At 50.7% G+C, this 15,232-nt stretch carries 16 protein-coding genes; 7 read left to right on the top strand and 9 right to left on the bottom strand.

Annotated elements, in window-relative coordinates:
• Positions 1-254 precede the first annotated feature (254 nt).
• Positions 255-1,196, top strand: a complete 942-nt coding sequence (locus P8S54_RS02890; RefSeq protein WP_281443144.1) for a glycosyltransferase — start codon at positions 255-257, stop codon at positions 1,194-1,196.
• 143 nt (positions 1,197-1,339) lie between these two features.
• Here the strand turns inward: P8S54_RS02890 and mntR are convergent, their stop codons facing one another.
• Positions 1,340-1,816 (bottom strand): manganese-binding transcriptional regulator MntR, encoded by a 477-nt coding sequence (mntR, locus tag P8S54_RS02885; RefSeq protein ID WP_281443143.1) that lies wholly within the window; start codon positions 1,814-1,816, stop codon positions 1,340-1,342.
• A 152-nt stretch (positions 1,817-1,968) separates the two neighbouring features.
• Here mntR and P8S54_RS02880 point away from each other — a divergent pair, with 152 nt between their 5' ends.
• From P8S54_RS02880 to P8S54_RS02870, 3 genes are read left to right on the top strand one after another with little or no spacing between them, the layout of a single operon-like run.
• Complete coding sequence (locus tag P8S54_RS02880) at positions 1,969-2,883, top strand: zinc ABC transporter substrate-binding protein (RefSeq protein ID WP_281443142.1); 915 nt, start codon at positions 1,969-1,971, stop codon at positions 2,881-2,883.
• A complete protein-coding gene (locus tag P8S54_RS02875; protein WP_281443141.1) occupies positions 2,884-3,714 on the top strand; it encodes a metal ABC transporter ATP-binding protein in 831 nt (276 codons plus the stop codon). It abuts the gene before it with no gap.
• 3 nt (positions 3,715-3,717) lie between these two features.
• Entirely contained in the window at positions 3,718-4,644 is a 927-nt protein-coding gene (locus P8S54_RS02870; RefSeq protein WP_281443140.1) for a metal ABC transporter permease, read from the top strand.
• A gap of 42 nt (positions 4,645-4,686) precedes the next feature.
• Here P8S54_RS02870 and P8S54_RS02865 read toward each other — a convergent pair whose 3' ends face one another.
• From P8S54_RS02865 to P8S54_RS02850, 4 genes are read right to left on the bottom strand one after another with little or no spacing between them, the layout of a single operon-like run.
• Positions 4,687-5,133: a CBS domain-containing protein gene (locus P8S54_RS02865; protein ID WP_281443139.1), complete on the bottom strand. Its 447-nt coding sequence runs from the start codon at positions 5,131-5,133 to the stop codon at positions 4,687-4,689.
• Positions 5,134-5,150: 17 nt separating this feature from the next.
• Positions 5,151-5,501, bottom strand: a complete 351-nt coding sequence (locus tag P8S54_RS02860; protein ID WP_281443138.1) for a P-II family nitrogen regulator — start codon at positions 5,499-5,501, stop codon at positions 5,151-5,153.
• On the bottom strand, positions 5,491-6,303 hold the full coding sequence (gene umpB, locus P8S54_RS02855) for a Na,Li,K/H(+) antiporter subunit UmpB (RefSeq protein ID WP_281443137.1): 813 nt from the start codon (positions 6,301-6,303) through the stop codon (positions 5,491-5,493). The genes P8S54_RS02860 and umpB overlap by 11 nt, the downstream gene beginning before the upstream one ends.
• Positions 6,300-7,064, bottom strand: coding sequence for a DUF1538 domain-containing protein (locus tag P8S54_RS02850; protein ID WP_281443136.1), 765 nt, complete (start codon positions 7,062-7,064; stop codon positions 6,300-6,302). Before P8S54_RS02850 ends, umpB begins: the two co-directional genes overlap by 4 nt.
• Before the next feature lie 218 nt (positions 7,065-7,282).
• On the opposite strand from P8S54_RS02850, the gene P8S54_RS02845 reads away from it, so the two are divergent.
• Entirely contained in the window at positions 7,283-8,704 is a 1,422-nt protein-coding gene (locus P8S54_RS02845; RefSeq protein ID WP_281443135.1) for a bifunctional enoyl-CoA hydratase/phosphate acetyltransferase, read from the top strand.
• 6 nt (positions 8,705-8,710) lie between these two features.
• Positions 8,711-9,928, top strand: a complete 1,218-nt coding sequence (locus P8S54_RS02840) for an acetate/propionate family kinase (protein WP_281443134.1) — start codon at positions 8,711-8,713, stop codon at positions 9,926-9,928.
• Here the strand turns inward: P8S54_RS02840 and P8S54_RS02835 are convergent.
• The 3 genes from P8S54_RS02835 to P8S54_RS02825 form a co-directional block, all read right to left on the bottom strand.
• Positions 9,905-10,036, bottom strand: coding sequence for a hypothetical protein (locus tag P8S54_RS02835; RefSeq protein ID WP_257790893.1), 132 nt, complete (start codon positions 10,034-10,036; stop codon positions 9,905-9,907). The genes P8S54_RS02840 and P8S54_RS02835 overlap by 24 nt on opposite strands.
• Positions 10,033-11,241, bottom strand: coding sequence for an MFS transporter (locus P8S54_RS02830; RefSeq protein ID WP_281443133.1), 1,209 nt, complete (start codon positions 11,239-11,241; stop codon positions 10,033-10,035). Before P8S54_RS02830 ends, P8S54_RS02835 begins: the two co-directional genes overlap by 4 nt.
• 97 nt (positions 11,242-11,338) lie before the next feature.
• Positions 11,339-12,733, bottom strand: a complete 1,395-nt coding sequence (locus P8S54_RS02825) for a GntP family permease (RefSeq protein ID WP_009095302.1) — start codon at positions 12,731-12,733, stop codon at positions 11,339-11,341.
• Positions 12,734-13,005: 272 nt separating this feature from the next.
• Between P8S54_RS02825 and P8S54_RS02820 the strand changes: the two genes are divergently transcribed.
• Positions 13,006-14,352, top strand: a complete 1,347-nt coding sequence (locus P8S54_RS02820; protein WP_281443132.1) for a Na+/H+ antiporter family protein — start codon at positions 13,006-13,008, stop codon at positions 14,350-14,352.
• Positions 14,353-14,414: 62 nt separating this feature from the next.
• On the opposite strand, the gene P8S54_RS02815 is transcribed toward P8S54_RS02820, so the two are convergent.
• A complete protein-coding gene (locus P8S54_RS02815) occupies positions 14,415-15,149 on the bottom strand; it encodes an RNA methyltransferase (protein ID WP_281443131.1) in 735 nt (244 codons plus the stop codon).
• Between the last annotated feature and the right edge of the window lie 83 nt (positions 15,150-15,232).

Raw genomic sequence — 15,232 nt, 5'->3', positions numbered from 1 at the left:
TAATCATCAAGGAACTATGTGGCTGTTGAGGCTTCTTAGAGTCCAGCAACTATTTTTATACTATGTAACAGAAGCGCTTGGCTGCTGGTTGCCCCAGTCCGGTAAAAAACAATGAGCGTATCCAGTTTATGAACTAGAGAAATCGCCTCATGTTTAGAGAGGGTTAAGTTATAATCTTGTATTGCAAATTAGGCTTTAGCTTTACAGCTGACCTCCGCATTCGGTTTTTATTGTCAATAAGTTTGGTGATTAAAATGTTATTTTTAGATAAAAATATAGAATCCAACATTTCAAGCGGAAATGCCAGTGTGAAAAGGCTTGTTAGTCGCCCGAGAGTATCTGTGATTGTCCCCACCTATTATGATTGGGTGAGATTGCAAAAATGTGTGGACGCGCTACAAAATCAGTCGTTTTCACAAGATAAGTTCGAAGTCATTATCGTCAATAATGCGCGAGAAGATATCGCCCCAGTCGGTTTTACGCTCCCTAAAAACGTCAGAATGATTAAAGAAGATAAGCCAGGTTCTTATGCAGCTAGAAATGCTGCCTTAAAAATTGCACAAGGTGATATCTTAGCATTTACTGATTCTGACTGTATTCCTGACTCTCTCTGGCTTGAATCAGCCGTTGCTCGATTAGATCAGGGGGCAGAGCTGGTGGCTGGCAAAGTGGAGCTTTTCTTTAAAACAAATAAGCTTACCATCGTTGAAATTTATGAAAAGGCATTTGCCTTTGATCAGAAAAAATACGCCAACGCTGGTGGCTCAGCAACGGCTAACATGGTGACTTGGGCCAAGCATTTTGAAACGGTTGGACCTTTCAATGATGCTCTTTTGTCAGGTGGTGATGTTGAGTGGGGGAAGCGAGCTAACGATAAAGGTATAGATATAGAGTATGCTTCTGAAGTGATAGTGAACCACCCCGCGCGTTCTGATATCAAAGCTATGCTGAAGAAAAAAAGGCGTGTGCTCGGCGGGGAAGTTGATAAAGATAAAAAATATTTTAAAAAGAGATTTATTTTAATTTTAATTAAAGGATGCTTGCCTCCGCGTAAAGCGCTAAAATTATTTTTTCAAAAAGAGCTTAGTTTTACAGAAAAAAGTTTAGCTTATCTGTTGTGTTACTATTTTAAGGCGTACTCTACAGTTTATAGGTTGGCTCTAATGTTCGGCTTGGCTAAGCCAGAAAGGTCGTAACCACACTAAATGCCTAGGGCGATATTTTGAATATAAATATCGTCCTAGGCATTTTTTTGCGCATTAAAAAAGTGTGAAAAGTTGATCTCCCTTGGATGTTGATAAGTGTTCAAACGATGCCCACAGGGCGTGAACGAGTCGGCTTATCGACGCTGCTGTTCAGTAAAGTGCTGCATGATAGCGAGGGTTTCATCGCTAACGTGGTGCTCCATGCCTTCAGCGTCTATACGTGCTGTGCTGTCGGCAACGCCCAGTGCACGTAGGAAGTGCAGCACTACATCGTGACGTGCCCGAGAGATTTTAGCCATTTTTTCGCCTTCTTCTGTTAGGAAAAGAGAGCGGTAAGGCTTGTTTGTTACTAGGCCTTGATCGTTCAAACGGCGAATCATTTTAGACACCGTTGCTTGGCTAACGGCCATGCGGTTGGCGATATCCGCTGCACGCGCTTCCCCGCGATGGCGAATAAGGTCGCCAATGAGCTCAACGTAGTCTTCAATCAGCTCGGTTTCATGTGCATTTCGCACGGTCTCATATTGTCGTGCATGCTGCTCCACTGGGGGCAGTGCATCGTCACTGAGGTCATTTAAAGAAGAAGGGTGCCGCTGCTGGTAATCACTCATTGGCAAATATTATCAAGGTTAGTGGAAACGTTAATTGGTGATGGTAGCGTATTTTTAAGGATAATTGTTAGCCAAGGCTAAACTGTTTGCATAAAGCTTTTTTGATGCGCTAAAGTAATCAACGTCGAATACTAGCACAATGGAGAAAGCCGATGAGCAAGTTACATGTAGGGGTGTTGCTTGGGGCATCACTAGCCTGGGGAACTGCGAATGCTGAGGTAGCTGATCTGCATGAGGCGCCCATCAATGTGGCTGTGACGTTCTCTGTACTAGGTGACCTCGTTAAGCAAGTGGCGGGGGATGACGCTCATGTCTCCGTGCTGACCCCAGTGAATGCTGAAGTTCATGAGTGGGAGTTAACGCCTGATAATTTTGCCGCGCTTGAAGAGGCGGATTTGGTTTTTTATAACGGTTATCAGCTTGAACAGTGGATGCGACAAGTCGAAGCGACGGTTAGCGATAATGTGCCTATTATCGCCGTGGCAGAAGCTTCCGACTACCCAACGCAGTCGATCATCACTGGTGAAATGGAAGGTGACGTTGATCCCCATCTTTGGATGGATCCCCGTGCTGCTGCGGCTTATGTCAATGTTATCGCAAGCTCAATGGGAGAATTACTTCCCCACCAGGCTGAGGCCATTCTAGAGCGTGCACTCTCTTTAGAAGAGCAGCTACACGATTTACATATTGAGTTGCAAGAGACGCTTGAGGCTATTCCTGATGAGCATCGGCTGCTGCTTTCCAGTGAAGCGGCGTTTCTCTACTTTGCAGACGCCTACAACTTTGACCACGATGGCATTTGGGGCACTAATGCTGAAACCGAAGGGTCTCCCAGGCAGTTAATGCGCATAATTGATATTATAGAAGAGCGCCAGCCACCCGCTCTATTCTGGGAGAGCACCATTTCAGATCGTCACGTCACCAGCATTGCACGCGATACAGGGGTGCAAGTTGCTGGCCCCCTTTATGTCGACTCCCTGAGTGAGTCAACGGGTGAAGCTGCTGATTACTTCGCGATGCTACGCCATAATGCTGCGCTGCTACGCCATTATTTAGCTGCCGAGTAAATGTTTATGACGCCCCCGCTTGATCCTGCTGCAGCGGCGATTGATATTACTGCCCTGTATGCCGCCTACCATCGCCAGCCAGTGCTGGAAAACATTAACCTTTCGTTTCCAGCTGGAAAATGGACGGCTATCGTGGGGCCGAATGGGGCAGGAAAATCGACGCTGTTCCACGTGCTGACGGGCAGTATGAAACCTTTGCGTGGCCGCGTGGATGCATTTGGTGAGCCCATTGCCATTCAACGAAAGGCGGGGAATATCGCTTACATGGCCCAGCGAGAAGCGATTGAGTGGGATTTTCCTATTTCGGTATGGGAAACCGTGATGGGCGGCCGTTACGGGCATATGCGTCGCGATGCTCTTTGGCGGCGGCTGCTTCCTGCACGTTGGTATGCGCCTAGCCATCAGCAAGTAGTTCGCAAGGCATTAGAAGATGTTGATATGTTGGCATTGGCTGATCGGCCTATCGGAGCGCTTTCAGGTGGGCAAAAAAAGCGGGTGCTGTTAGCCCGCACCTTGGCTCAGCAGGCAAAAATCCTGCTATTAGATGAGCCGCTGGCAGGCGTAGATCCCCCTAGCGAGCAGCTTATTTTGAATGTTTTAAAGCGTGAGCGGGAAGCAGGCCGTACGGTTGTGATGGTGACCCATGATATGCCCGGTGCGCGCCGCTATGTCGATCATGTTGTGTTGATTAACCGGATTGTGCGCGGTGTGGGTTCACCCGAAGAGATGCTGAGTGATGCTAGATTAGCTGAGTTGGCGGTTAGTTCAATTGAGCAATCGAGTAACGATCAAGCGCTTCGTCCCACTGCTTTTTCAGTCGCGCAGGAATAAGGCATGATCGAGATATTACTAACCTTAGAGACCTTTAGCGATGCGTTGGTAAGTGGTCTAATTGCTGCACTTATGCTCTTGGTCAATCTACTTCCCGAGAGTATATCGAAAGCGTTTCAATACGCGTTCATGCAGCGGGCGCTGCTGACCTCTATTATGGTGGGTGCCATTTGCGGGATGCTCTCTTGCTATGTGGTGCTCAAACGCTGGTCGTTGCTAGGCGATGCAATTTCCCACGCCGTTCTACCTGGTGTTGCTATAGCATACCTATTGGGGCTGCCTTTTTTTATCGGTGCCTTTGTCACAGGGGCTTTAACATCGCTAGGTATCGGTGCGATTGAGCGCCACACGCGAATAAAATCTGATGCGGCGATGGGCATTATGTTTACGGGTGCATTTGCCCTGGGCATTGTGCTGATTAGTAAGATCGCATCGAGCACCCACTTAATGCATATCCTGTTCGGGAATGTGCTCGGCGTGCAGCAGTCTGCGCTGTTATTAACACTAGCCGCCAGTGTGGTGGCGTTAATCGTTGTGTGGCTCGCCTTTAGGCCGTTAATGCTGTACGCATTTGACCCTACTCAAGCCCAGGCCCTTGGCTTCAATACCAGTATCATCCATTACGGTTTGATACTGTTGCTGACGTTGACCATTGTAGCGAGTCTGGAAACCGTTGGGATTATCCTGGTTGTTGCGATGCTGATTACGCCGGGAGCCACCGCCCATCTGCTAACAGATCGCTTTAAAACCATGCTGCTCCTGTCGATGGGCGTAGGGGTAGGGTCGGCAGTGCTGGGCTTATACCTCTCGTTCGCGTTTGATGTAGCGTCTGGCGGCACTATTGTGCTGGTGGCAACCAGCTGTTTCTTTATGGCGCTACTCTTTTCACCCAAGCACGGTGTGCTCATGCGGAAGTGGCGCCATCGCTAAGTGGATGTTTAGTACTTAGCCTGAGCTGCTTTTCGCCTGGGCTTAAGGGTGAGCGGTTTGACTCGCTGATAACCAATCGAGTATCAGATGGTGATAGTCAACAATGCCAATGACTTGATGGTGGGTATCCACGACAGGGGCCAGCGATAACCCAAACTGTTCAAAGAGACGCGCGCAGTAGCGAATGTTCATCTCAGGACGCACGCTAACCACCGGCTTTGTCATTATTTCATATAAATTGACACGCTCGGGTGGACGGCTTGGGGAGAGCACTTTTTTAGCGATGTCCGACGGTAACACGATGCCGAGTTCGTCTTGTTCGTTGCGCCGATTGATAATAATCACCGAGGCTTGGCGCTGGCGTAGCAGTGCCAAACCCTCGGCAACGGTTACGAAGCCATCAACCGCAATAAATCGACTATGCATCGCATCGCGCGCAGTGCGCTCAGTTAGGGAGGGCATGGCTAGGGAAGACGTTTCAGTTGCCATTGTAAATTCCTTACGCGTTATAAAGGCTGAGTTAACGACTCTGACAGTGATTTGATTTGATGCTTAACGCCAACGGCATCTTCAACATCAATTTGAAACGCAATGCCGGTGCCCGGTGTCTCATCAAATTCGCCAACCCGTTGAATAGCTTCCAATATATGTCGACTGATATGCTCTTCGGCTAAAAAAAGCAGCACATCTCGTTGGGCAGTTATCTCCATTCCAAAAATGCCCCGCGCTTTTTTTAGCCCTTCGCCCCGGGCATTGTTGATCACGGTAGCACCTGTGGCGCCAGCGTCACGGGCGGCCTGCAGAATATCGTCGCTTAATTCATCTTCAACCATCGCTACAATCAATTTAAAGCGCATTGCTGTCTCCTTTACTTTCTTGAGTGCTATTCCCTGGCGTATTTGCGGCAGGCCGTTTTCTGTTGTCTTGCCATTGGGCTATCTGGGCATAGCCCATTACCGTAATGATAGGGAATAAGCAGGCAAGAGCGATCATCCCAAAACCGTCCATTAACGCGCTACGGCCCGGGATTGATGAGGCTAACCCCAGCCCAAGCGCCGCAATAATAGGCACGGTAATGGTCGATGTGGTAACACCGCCTGAGTCGAATGCAAGCGGTATGATAGAGCGTGGTGAGCGAAGTGTTTGCAGGATCACTAAACAGTAAGCCACCAGTACGAACCATTGTAGCGGCCAACCCATGACAATTCGCCAGGTACCCAAGGTAATACCAAACGCCATGCCGAGAGCCACAGCAATGCGCAACATTAATGGATTGATAGTTCCGCCTGATATTTCACCTGCTTTAATGGAAACAGCAATGAGCGATGGTTCTGCAATCGTTGTACTGGCACCGATCGCAAACGCGAACAGGTAGACCCAGTAGTAATCGCTCCAGTGGCGCTGGGCGCCCTCTGCAACAGCAGGTAGGAAGCTGGCCTCGGTTAACTGACTTGCCATTAACTCACCCATGGGGAAAAGCGCTTGTTCTAACCCCACCAAAAAAAGCGATAGCCCTACCCAGACCATTAGAAAGCCTGCTAGTACCTGTGGAAGGCGCTTAACGGGTTTACGAATAACAAGATACTGAAAGCCAAAGATAATGGCGGCTATCGGCAAAATATCGCGCAGTGTTTCCCAAAACGTAAGGAGTAAACTCATGAGGCGCCTTCCATAAAGCTCAAACCAAAAATGCCAAATAGCAGTACAAAAATAATTGGCATCACCGAAGCAAAGGCGATAAGACCAAAGCCGTCAAGCATTGGGTTTCGCCCCTTAATTGAGGATGCCAAACCTACGCCTAGCGCGGTCACTAACGGTACGGTAATAGTAGACGTCGTAACGCCACCGGAGTCATAGGCGATACCTACTAGTTCGCTGGGTGCCACTAGCGTTAGCAGCATCACAATGACATAGCCCGCTATAATCATCAGGTGCAGTGGCCAGCCTTTAAAAATTCTTAACACCCCCACAACAACGGCTGTGCCCACTGAGGCGGCGACCACCATGCGAAGCGTAAAGGCGAAAGAGTCTTGCGCATTAGAAGTATTAGCAATTAAACCGCTTTGTGACACCACTTCTCCTGCACGGGCAGCGACCGCAATAAGTGCAGGCTCCGCTACTGTCGAGCCAAAGCCTAGTGCAAAGGCAAACACCAGCAGCCATGCCACCGACCCTTTTTGCACAAACGCACGTGCCAAGTTTTCACCCAGGGGAAAGAGGCCAAGCTCAAGCCCTTTGATAAAGAGGGTTAACCCTACAACGACAAACACAAGCCCTAATAAAAGGTCGATGAGTGCCAGCGTATCGGGCAGTGGTTGCCGAATCACAATCAGCTGAAAAAAGCCCATCACTAATACAACAGGTGCTAGGTCGCGTAGGCTGTCTCTAAGCTGGCGTGATAGAGAGAATAAGAAATTCATCAGGGATCCATAAGGTTTTTATCTTAAACAGCGTTATTTAGATAGTTTACTCAATGCGTTATGCCATCGTCTTGACCTTGCTCAGTATTAGATCGTGCTGATTGGGTTATTGATAACTACAATCTAGTGGGGTTAATCACAGGCGGTGGCAGCGCTGAATTTGGTTGCGACCCCCTGTTAAGTCCACTTTACTACATTCGAATTCAGGGAGCCGGTTAATGGCAACACATTCTAGCGATGTGATTGAAAATCGTACATTTGATGAGATGAAAGTGGGTGACAGGGCATTTTTGCAAAAACGCTTGACCATGGATGACATCAAGCTGTTTGCCATTATGTCGGGGGATATCAACCCTTCGCATGTGGACGATGATTACGCTAAAAGCAGCCGCTTTCAAGAAGTTGTCGCCCACGGGATGTGGGGCGGTGCGCTTATTTCTACGGTGCTGGGCACTGAGTTGCCAGGGCCGGGCACTATATATTTAGGACAAACACTGCGTTTTAGGGCGCCGGTTCGCTTGGGTGATGTACTTCATGTGGCGGTCAAGGTAACGGAGAAACAGTCGCGTAACCATCACGTAATATTTGCCTGTGAATGTCGAAATCAGCATGGCGACATTGTGATCGAGGGTGAAGCGGAGGTGCTTGCGCCTACTCAAAAAATCCGTCGCCCCCGGGCAGAGCTTCCGGCCATTCGACTTTCTGAACGTGGGCGGCTTCATGAAATACTCACCGCAGCCGATCACCCTGACCCATTGCGTATGGCCGTGGTTCATCCTGTGGATGAAAGCTCTATAAGAGGGGCGGTGGAGTCTGCCGCGCAGCGGTTAATCGTGCCTGTGCTGGTTGGCCCTAGAGCTAAAATTGAGGCAGCGGCAAACGCGGCCGAGGTTGATATTAGCGCGTTCGAGCTAATCGATACCCCTCATAGCCATGCCGCCGCAGCCAAAGCGGTGGCGTTGGCACGGGATGGCCAAGTAGATGCGCTAATGAAAGGGTCTCTGCCTACTAGCGAACTCCTTCACGAGGTAGTTAAGCGTGAAGGAGGACTGCGCACCGAGCGCTGCCTGAGCCATGTCATGGCATTTGATGTGCCCACTTACCCGCGGCCCTTATTCATTACCGATGCTGCCATTACTATTTACCCTACCTTGGAACAAAAACGCGACATTATCCAAAATGCGGTAGAGCTCTCCCACGCGCTGGGTAACGACAATCCCAAAGTGGCGATTCTTTCGGCGGTAGAAACCATTAACCCAAAGATTATTTCTACGCTTGATGCGGCAGCACTGTGCAAAATGGCGGATAGGGGCCAAATTACAGGTGCGACGCTGGATGGCCCCCTGGCGTTTGATAATGCCATATCGGAAGCGGCAGCCAAAACCAAAGGTATTCATTCTCCTGTGGCAGGGCGGGCAGATATTTTATTAGCGCCGGACTTAGAAGCCGCCAACATGCTAATGAAACAACTAAGCTATCTTGCTGATGCTACGGGGGCTGGGCTTGTGGTCGGCGCCAGGGTGCCGATTGTGTTGACGAGTCGTGCTGATGATGCGTTAACGCGTATGGCTTCCTGTGCATTAGCGCTACTGCTTGCCGACTATCAGCAACAGCAGAGTAACGTATCAAAGGGTGAGTAAGGTTTTATGCAAATAATGGTGATCAATAGTGGCTCCTCAAGCATCAAGTTTGGGCTTTATCTCGCGCATAATGAAGCGCCGCTGACCCTTGATGCGCTAACGCTGAAGGTTGAAGGGCACTTTTCTGGCATCGGTAGTCGTGGGCGTGAAGCCGTCCACTTAAACGATGCCCAGGGGAACGACCTATCGCTTAATGGTCTGGCGCCATCAACTAGCCACGGGGAAGCACTGTCATCGTTAATGGCGTGGTTGGAAGCCGATAAAAACGGTTCAATAGCGGTGATTGGTCACCGGGTTGTGCATGGGGGGCGTGACTACCAAGCGCCTATTAAGGTGACAGCAGAGTACCTAGACGCGCTAGGTGAGCTAAATAGTTTGGCGCCGCTGCATCAGCCCCATGGGCTGGCGCCCATCATGCATTTAATGCAGCGCTATCCAGAGGTGGCCCAAATTGCTTGTTTCGACACGGCGTTTCACGCTGAGCAGCCTAACGTTGCGCGACATTTTGCCTTGCCGCGTGAGCTTACTCAAAAAGGGCTGATTCGGTACGGTTTCCATGGCCTCTCGTATGACTACATCAGCCGCGTGCTGGATAATTACCTCCCTGAGGAGGCGAGTAAAAAGCGCGTAATTGTCGCTCATTTAGGCAATGGGGCTAGCCTATGTGCGCTGCAGAATAAGCGCAGTGTGGCATCGACAATGGGATTTACTGCGCTAGAAGGGCTACCCATGGGTACACGCTCAGGCAGCGTCGACCCTGGATTGGTATTGCACCTTATCCAGCAAGAGGGAATGACGCCTGAAGAAGTGGAAACGATGCTTTATAAGCGTTCAGGGCTGCGCGGTGTTTCGGGTATCAGTGGCGATGTCCGAGAGCTGCTGGAAAGCAATGCACCAGAGGCTGAAGAGGCGCTATCGCTTTATGCTTACCGAATCGCCCGGGAAATAGGCAGTCTAGCCGCCGCCTTAGGTGGACTGGATCAGCTTATTTTCACCGCTGGCGTTGGTGAAAACGCCGCCTATGTTCGCGATCAGGTGGTGAGGCAGTGTGCTTGGCTGGGGGTAGCATTGGATAGTGAAGCAAATGACCGCAATTCACATTGCATTTCGCCAGCGGACAGCCCGGTAGGTGCTTGGGTAATTCCCACCGATGAGGCGCGGATGATGGCATGGTACTGCGCGCAGTTTATGCGTCAGTATTCAACACAGTCGACTGCCCAATAGGAGTAGTGAGCCATCCAGCGTTTGCCAGCCCCACCAGGCAAGCGCAATCCCGCCCGCTGCAAACGAGGCCACTAAAAGCAGAGCAGCTAACGTTGCGGTGCTTTTCATGAGGTCACCTGTGTGTGAGTCGGGCGGGCAAGGGGCTTTTCGCTAATAAACCAGTGTAAAGCAGCGGCGACCAGTGAAAGTATAATCGCAATTTGCCATACGGTATTGTAATGCCCCGTGAGGTCGTACATATAACCGCCCAACCAAACGCCCATAAATGAACCTAATTGGTGAAACAGGAACACAATACCACCCAGCATTGATAAATGGCGGACGCCAAACACTGAGGCCACAATCCCATTGGTGAGTGGAACGGTTGAGAGCCACAGTAGCCCCATCGCGATGCCGAATAGATAAGCACTGGTGGAACTTAAGGGCAGCACAATAAACGCCGCAATAATCGCGCCACGAACGAGATAAAGCCAGCTAAGAAGGCGCGGCTTAGACCATATACCGCCTAACCAGCCCGCCATGTATGTGCCCACTATATTAAACAGCCCTACCAGTGCGAGTACCGTCGTACCTATTTGTATCGAAAGGCCGTTATCAAAAAGATAGCCGGGCAGGTGAACCGCGATAAACACAACTTGAAAGCCACACACAAAAAAGCCTAGGCAGAGTAGCCAAAAGCCTTTCTGACCAGCGGCTTCGTTAAGCGCCCCGCGCAAGCTTAAATCACCTAAAGATTTAGGCGTGGGGCTATCCTTTAGCATTGCACCCAATGGAATCATAAAGGCTGCGATGGCGCCCATGGCTAATAGTGCCGCGGCCCAACCTAGCCACTCAATGAGCCCTAATGTTCCGGGCAGCATGGCAAATTGGCCAAATGACCCCGCCGCGCTCAGGATCCCCATGGCCATACTGCGTTTTTCGGGTGCTACCGCACGACCTACTGCGCCCAGAATAACTGAAAACGTTGTTCCCGAAAGGCCAAGGCCGATAAGCAAGCCCGCGCTTAACGTCATGCCCAGCGCACTGGTGGAAAGGCTCATAAAGCACAGGCCAAGCACGTAGAGAATACCGCCAACCACAATAATTCTTGCTGCACCAAAGCGATCAGCAAGCGCGCCCGTAAAGGGTTGGGAAAGCCCCCAGATGAGGTTCTGTACGGCTAGCGCAAAAGCAAACACTCCCCGACCCCAGCCAAAATCACTGCTCATGGGCTCAATAAAAAGCCCGAATCCATGGCGAAGCCCCATGGCGGTGGAGATAACGAAGCTTGCCAGCAGAATGAAAAGCAGTGTTTTTTGCTTTGAAGTCGCCATATTGGGTCTCGTTATTTTTGGCTTAGGTTCAATCGCCCATCGGTGAGCATATTTGAACGGCTGTTAGCTGACTTACTATCGCATGGGTTGCTAAGGTTTAGAAGCTACCAAATAGTGTGCCTAGGGTGATAACGCTCACCAGTGCCGCGATAGGTAGCACAATGGTTACCATGGCTAAGTTACCGTACGATTGGCGGTGCGTTAAGCCACAAATGGCCAGAAGGGTAATAACCGCGCCAGAGTGGGGGAGGGTGTCCATGCCCCCTGCAGAAAGCGTTGCTACTCGGTGCATTAGTTCTGGGCTGATACCCGCCTGTTCGGCCATGGCTAGGTACTCGCTGCCTAGAGTTTCTAGGGCAATAGAGAGCCCGCCCGAAGAGGAACCAGTGATGCCTGCCAGCACGCTCATAGCCAGGGCTTCGGAAACCAACGGGTTACCCGGAGAGACATTTAGCACTGCATCGCGAATGATCACAAAGCCTGCCAGGCTTGCAATGACCGCTCCGTAACCCACTTCAGAAGCGGTATTGAAGATAGGCAATAATGAGCCAAAACAGCCTTTATTAATTGTCTCTTTAAGATTTTCCCAGCGGCGCCAGTGACTAATAATCAGCCAGGCAGACGCGCTCAGCAAAGCGATCAAAATCGCCCAAAGTCCTGTTTGCCGGCTAGGCGTAACATCTTCGAACGTGTCGCTAATGTAGCTGAGATCCATCGCGGGAAAAACGCCGTAGGTGAACAGGGCGTTTAAGCCAATCACCATTACCAGCGGTATTAACGCCACCAACAACGGCATTGAAGCCATTTCGGCGGTGTCCTCGGCTGGGTTGGCCTCGCGCTCGGTATGCTTGCCGTAACCTTCGTTGTTTGCTGCTGCTTTTTTGACGCGCGACTGCAGGTAGTAAATCCCAAGGCTCAGCATAATAAGGCCAGCAATGATGCCTAAGCCGGGGGCTGCAAAGCTATTAGTCCCAAAATAGGGAATAGGAATCGCGTTTTGAATGGCTGGCGTACCTGGCAACGCCGTCATGGTGAACGTGAAGGAGCCAAGGGCGATAGAAGCAGGTATCAGCCGCTTAGGCACATTGGCTTGGCGAAACAGCTCGCGGCTAATGGGATAAATCGCAAATGCCACCACAAATAGTGATACGCCGCCATACGTAAGCACAGCGCAGGCAATGACCACGGTTAGTACTACATGATGAGTGCCTAAACGTTTAACGATGCCATTTGAGATTGATTGAGCGGCACCTGAGTCTGCCATCAATTGGCCAAAGAGTGCACCGAGCAAAAATAGCGGAAAAAACTGAATAACGTAGTTGCCCAGTGCCTTCATGAACGTATCGGTGTAGATGGGCAGCAAAAAAGCGGCATCTCCCGATAGCAGTACCGCCAAGGAGGCCATAAGCGGTGCCAGGAGCAGAACTGATATGCCTCGGTAGGCGAGAAACATCAGTGATAAGAGGGAAATAATAATTGCAAGCATGCCCATGCTGGCTCCTGATAGGTTTTCTCAAAAAATCTAAATTAGTGTCTATTGAATAATAGGCGGAAGGTGGAATATTAGGTGTCATGTTGCAAAGCAGCAATGGTGGTTAGACTAAAGTCCAACATTTGAGGCGAGGTCGTCATCTCTTTGCAGCGACTGTAAAGGACGTGTGGTTCCTTGTTCTCACTCTATGTTTAGCCTGCTTATCTAGCTGTGTTCTGGTAATATTTGCCACCTTCTGCGTTAACGACCTTCCAATAGCTCTGGGTATTTCCATGAATGCAGTCATTATTGCAGTGCTGGTGATGGTGGCACTGTCGCTTTTACGCGTGTCTGTTGTATTTGCGCTGGTAGTTGGCGCGTTAGTTGGGGGAGTAATAGGTGGTTTGTCGCTGGATGAAACGCTTAGCGCCTTTAACGATGGCGTAGGTGGCGGTGCTCAAGTAGCGCTAGCCTATGCAACGCTGGGGGCATTTGCCGTGGCGATTTCTCGCTCGGGGTTACCCGACATGTTAGCTAACCGACTCATAACGATGTTGGGCAAAGAAGCTTCAGTGGTTCACCAGGCGCGGGTGAAAATGCTGCTGTTAGTAGCGGTGCTGCTGGTGGCTATTTCGTCGCAGAACGCGATTCCGGTGCATATTGCATTTATTCCGGTCCTCATTCCTCCGCTACTTACTGTAATGAACAGACTTCAGCTTGACCGTCGCGCTGTCGCCTGTGCGCTCACCTTTGGTTTAACGGCGCCCTATATGCTGCTACCCGTCGGTTTTGGCGCTATTTTTTTGAACGATATTTTGCTGGCTAATCTCAACAGCGCTGGTGAGCCGCTAGGTTTAGAAATCACCCGAGGCATGGTACCAATGGCGATGGCGATACCCGTGGGTGGTATGGCTCTGGGGCTGTTGGTGGCGCTGTTGTTTAGCTACCGTCACCAGCGCAACTACGCCAATAAAGCGCTGGTAGCCAGCACCCATCAGCAGGCACCGACACCGGCCAAACCCCATGCGCTGGGGCTGATTATGTCGGGCGTCGCTATTGTGGCGGCGCTGGGTTTACAGCTTTATACAGGCTCAATGATTGTTGGTGGGCTAGTGGGTATCGGCTTGCTCTCGTTAGGCGGTATTTTTAAGTGGCGCGAGGCGGATGACCTGTTCACTAGCGGTATGCGGATGATGGCGCTGATCGGTTTTATTATGATTTCAGCGGCTGGCTTTGCCGAAGTAATGAAAGCAACGGGGGATATTGAGTCGTTGGTGGCAGGTGCCGTTGAAGTCTTTGGTGAAAATCGTGGGTTCGCGGCGTTGGTGATGCTGCTGGTGGGGCTGTTTATCACCTTAGGCATTGGCTCATCGTTTTCGACGATCCCCATCATTGCTGCGATTTTTGTACCGCTGGCGGTGCAGTTCGGCTTTTCGCCGATGGCAACGGTGGTACTTGTTGGCACGGCAGCGGCATTAGGGGATGCGGGATCGCCAGCCTCTGACTCTACGCTTGGGCCAACGTCAGGCTTAAACGTAGATGGGCAGCACGACCATATATGGGATAGCGTGGTGCCAACATTTCTCCACTATAACCTACCGTTAATTGCCTTTGGTTGGATGGCGGCCATGGCGCTTTAATTTATTGAGCGAGTGTCATTAAAAGGGCAGCCATTGGCCGCCCTTTTCATTCATAGCTGCTTTTACGATTTAGGTAGGTGGGATTCGAAGGCGCTGAGCAGCCCGCGCAAGAGGGAAAGCTCTTTACGGCTGGGCTGGGCGCGAGCGAATAGCGCTTGCAGCTGCTCTTCTGTGCGGGCATGGGGCTGGGTAAGAAAGCCACTTTGTTGCATCAAGCGGCCAAGGTGCTCCTGAAAGTATATAAACTGCTCGCGACTTGGTGGGGTGGCCTCTAGTGGGCGTTGGTAGGCAAAGTCGCTACTGTCTCGCTTACGCCAAGCACGGTGTGCTTCATAGGCTAAAATTTGTACCGCTTGAGAAAGGTTTAAGATGCCGTACTCTGGGTTAGCCGGAATACTGACCTGGTGCGTGCAGCAACGGATCTCGTCGTTGGTAAGTCCTGAGCGTTCGCGTCCAAACACCAATGCAACCGGTGCATGCGCAGCGTTTTCAATTACGTGCTGGGCCATTTCATCAGGTTCATCGTAGTGTGGTAGCGGTAAACTACGTAACCTTGCGCTGGCGCCGACGATTTGAACGCAGTCGATCACTGCCTCCTCAAGCGAGCCGACACAACGGGCATTTTCCAGGACATCCGTGGCGCCTGCCGCAAGGCGCGTTGCTTCTTCATCGGGAAAAGCCCGTGGATTGACCAGAACTAGCTCGGTTAACCCCATGGTTTTCATCGCTCGGGCAGTGGCGCCAATATTTCCAGGATGAAAGGTTTGCACCAGCACGATGCGGATATTAGAAAGCACGGTAATAAAGACCTAGAAGCTGCCAAAGAAAGGCGCTGATGGTAGCACGCTTTGACGCTTGAGCAGAGGCGAGGAGGTGTTGG

The sequence above is a fragment of the Halomonas sp. M1 genome, from assembly GCF_029581375.1.
Taxonomy (GTDB): domain Bacteria; phylum Pseudomonadota; class Gammaproteobacteria; order Pseudomonadales; family Halomonadaceae; genus Vreelandella.
This window is presented reverse-complemented; position numbering and strand designations above follow the sequence as displayed.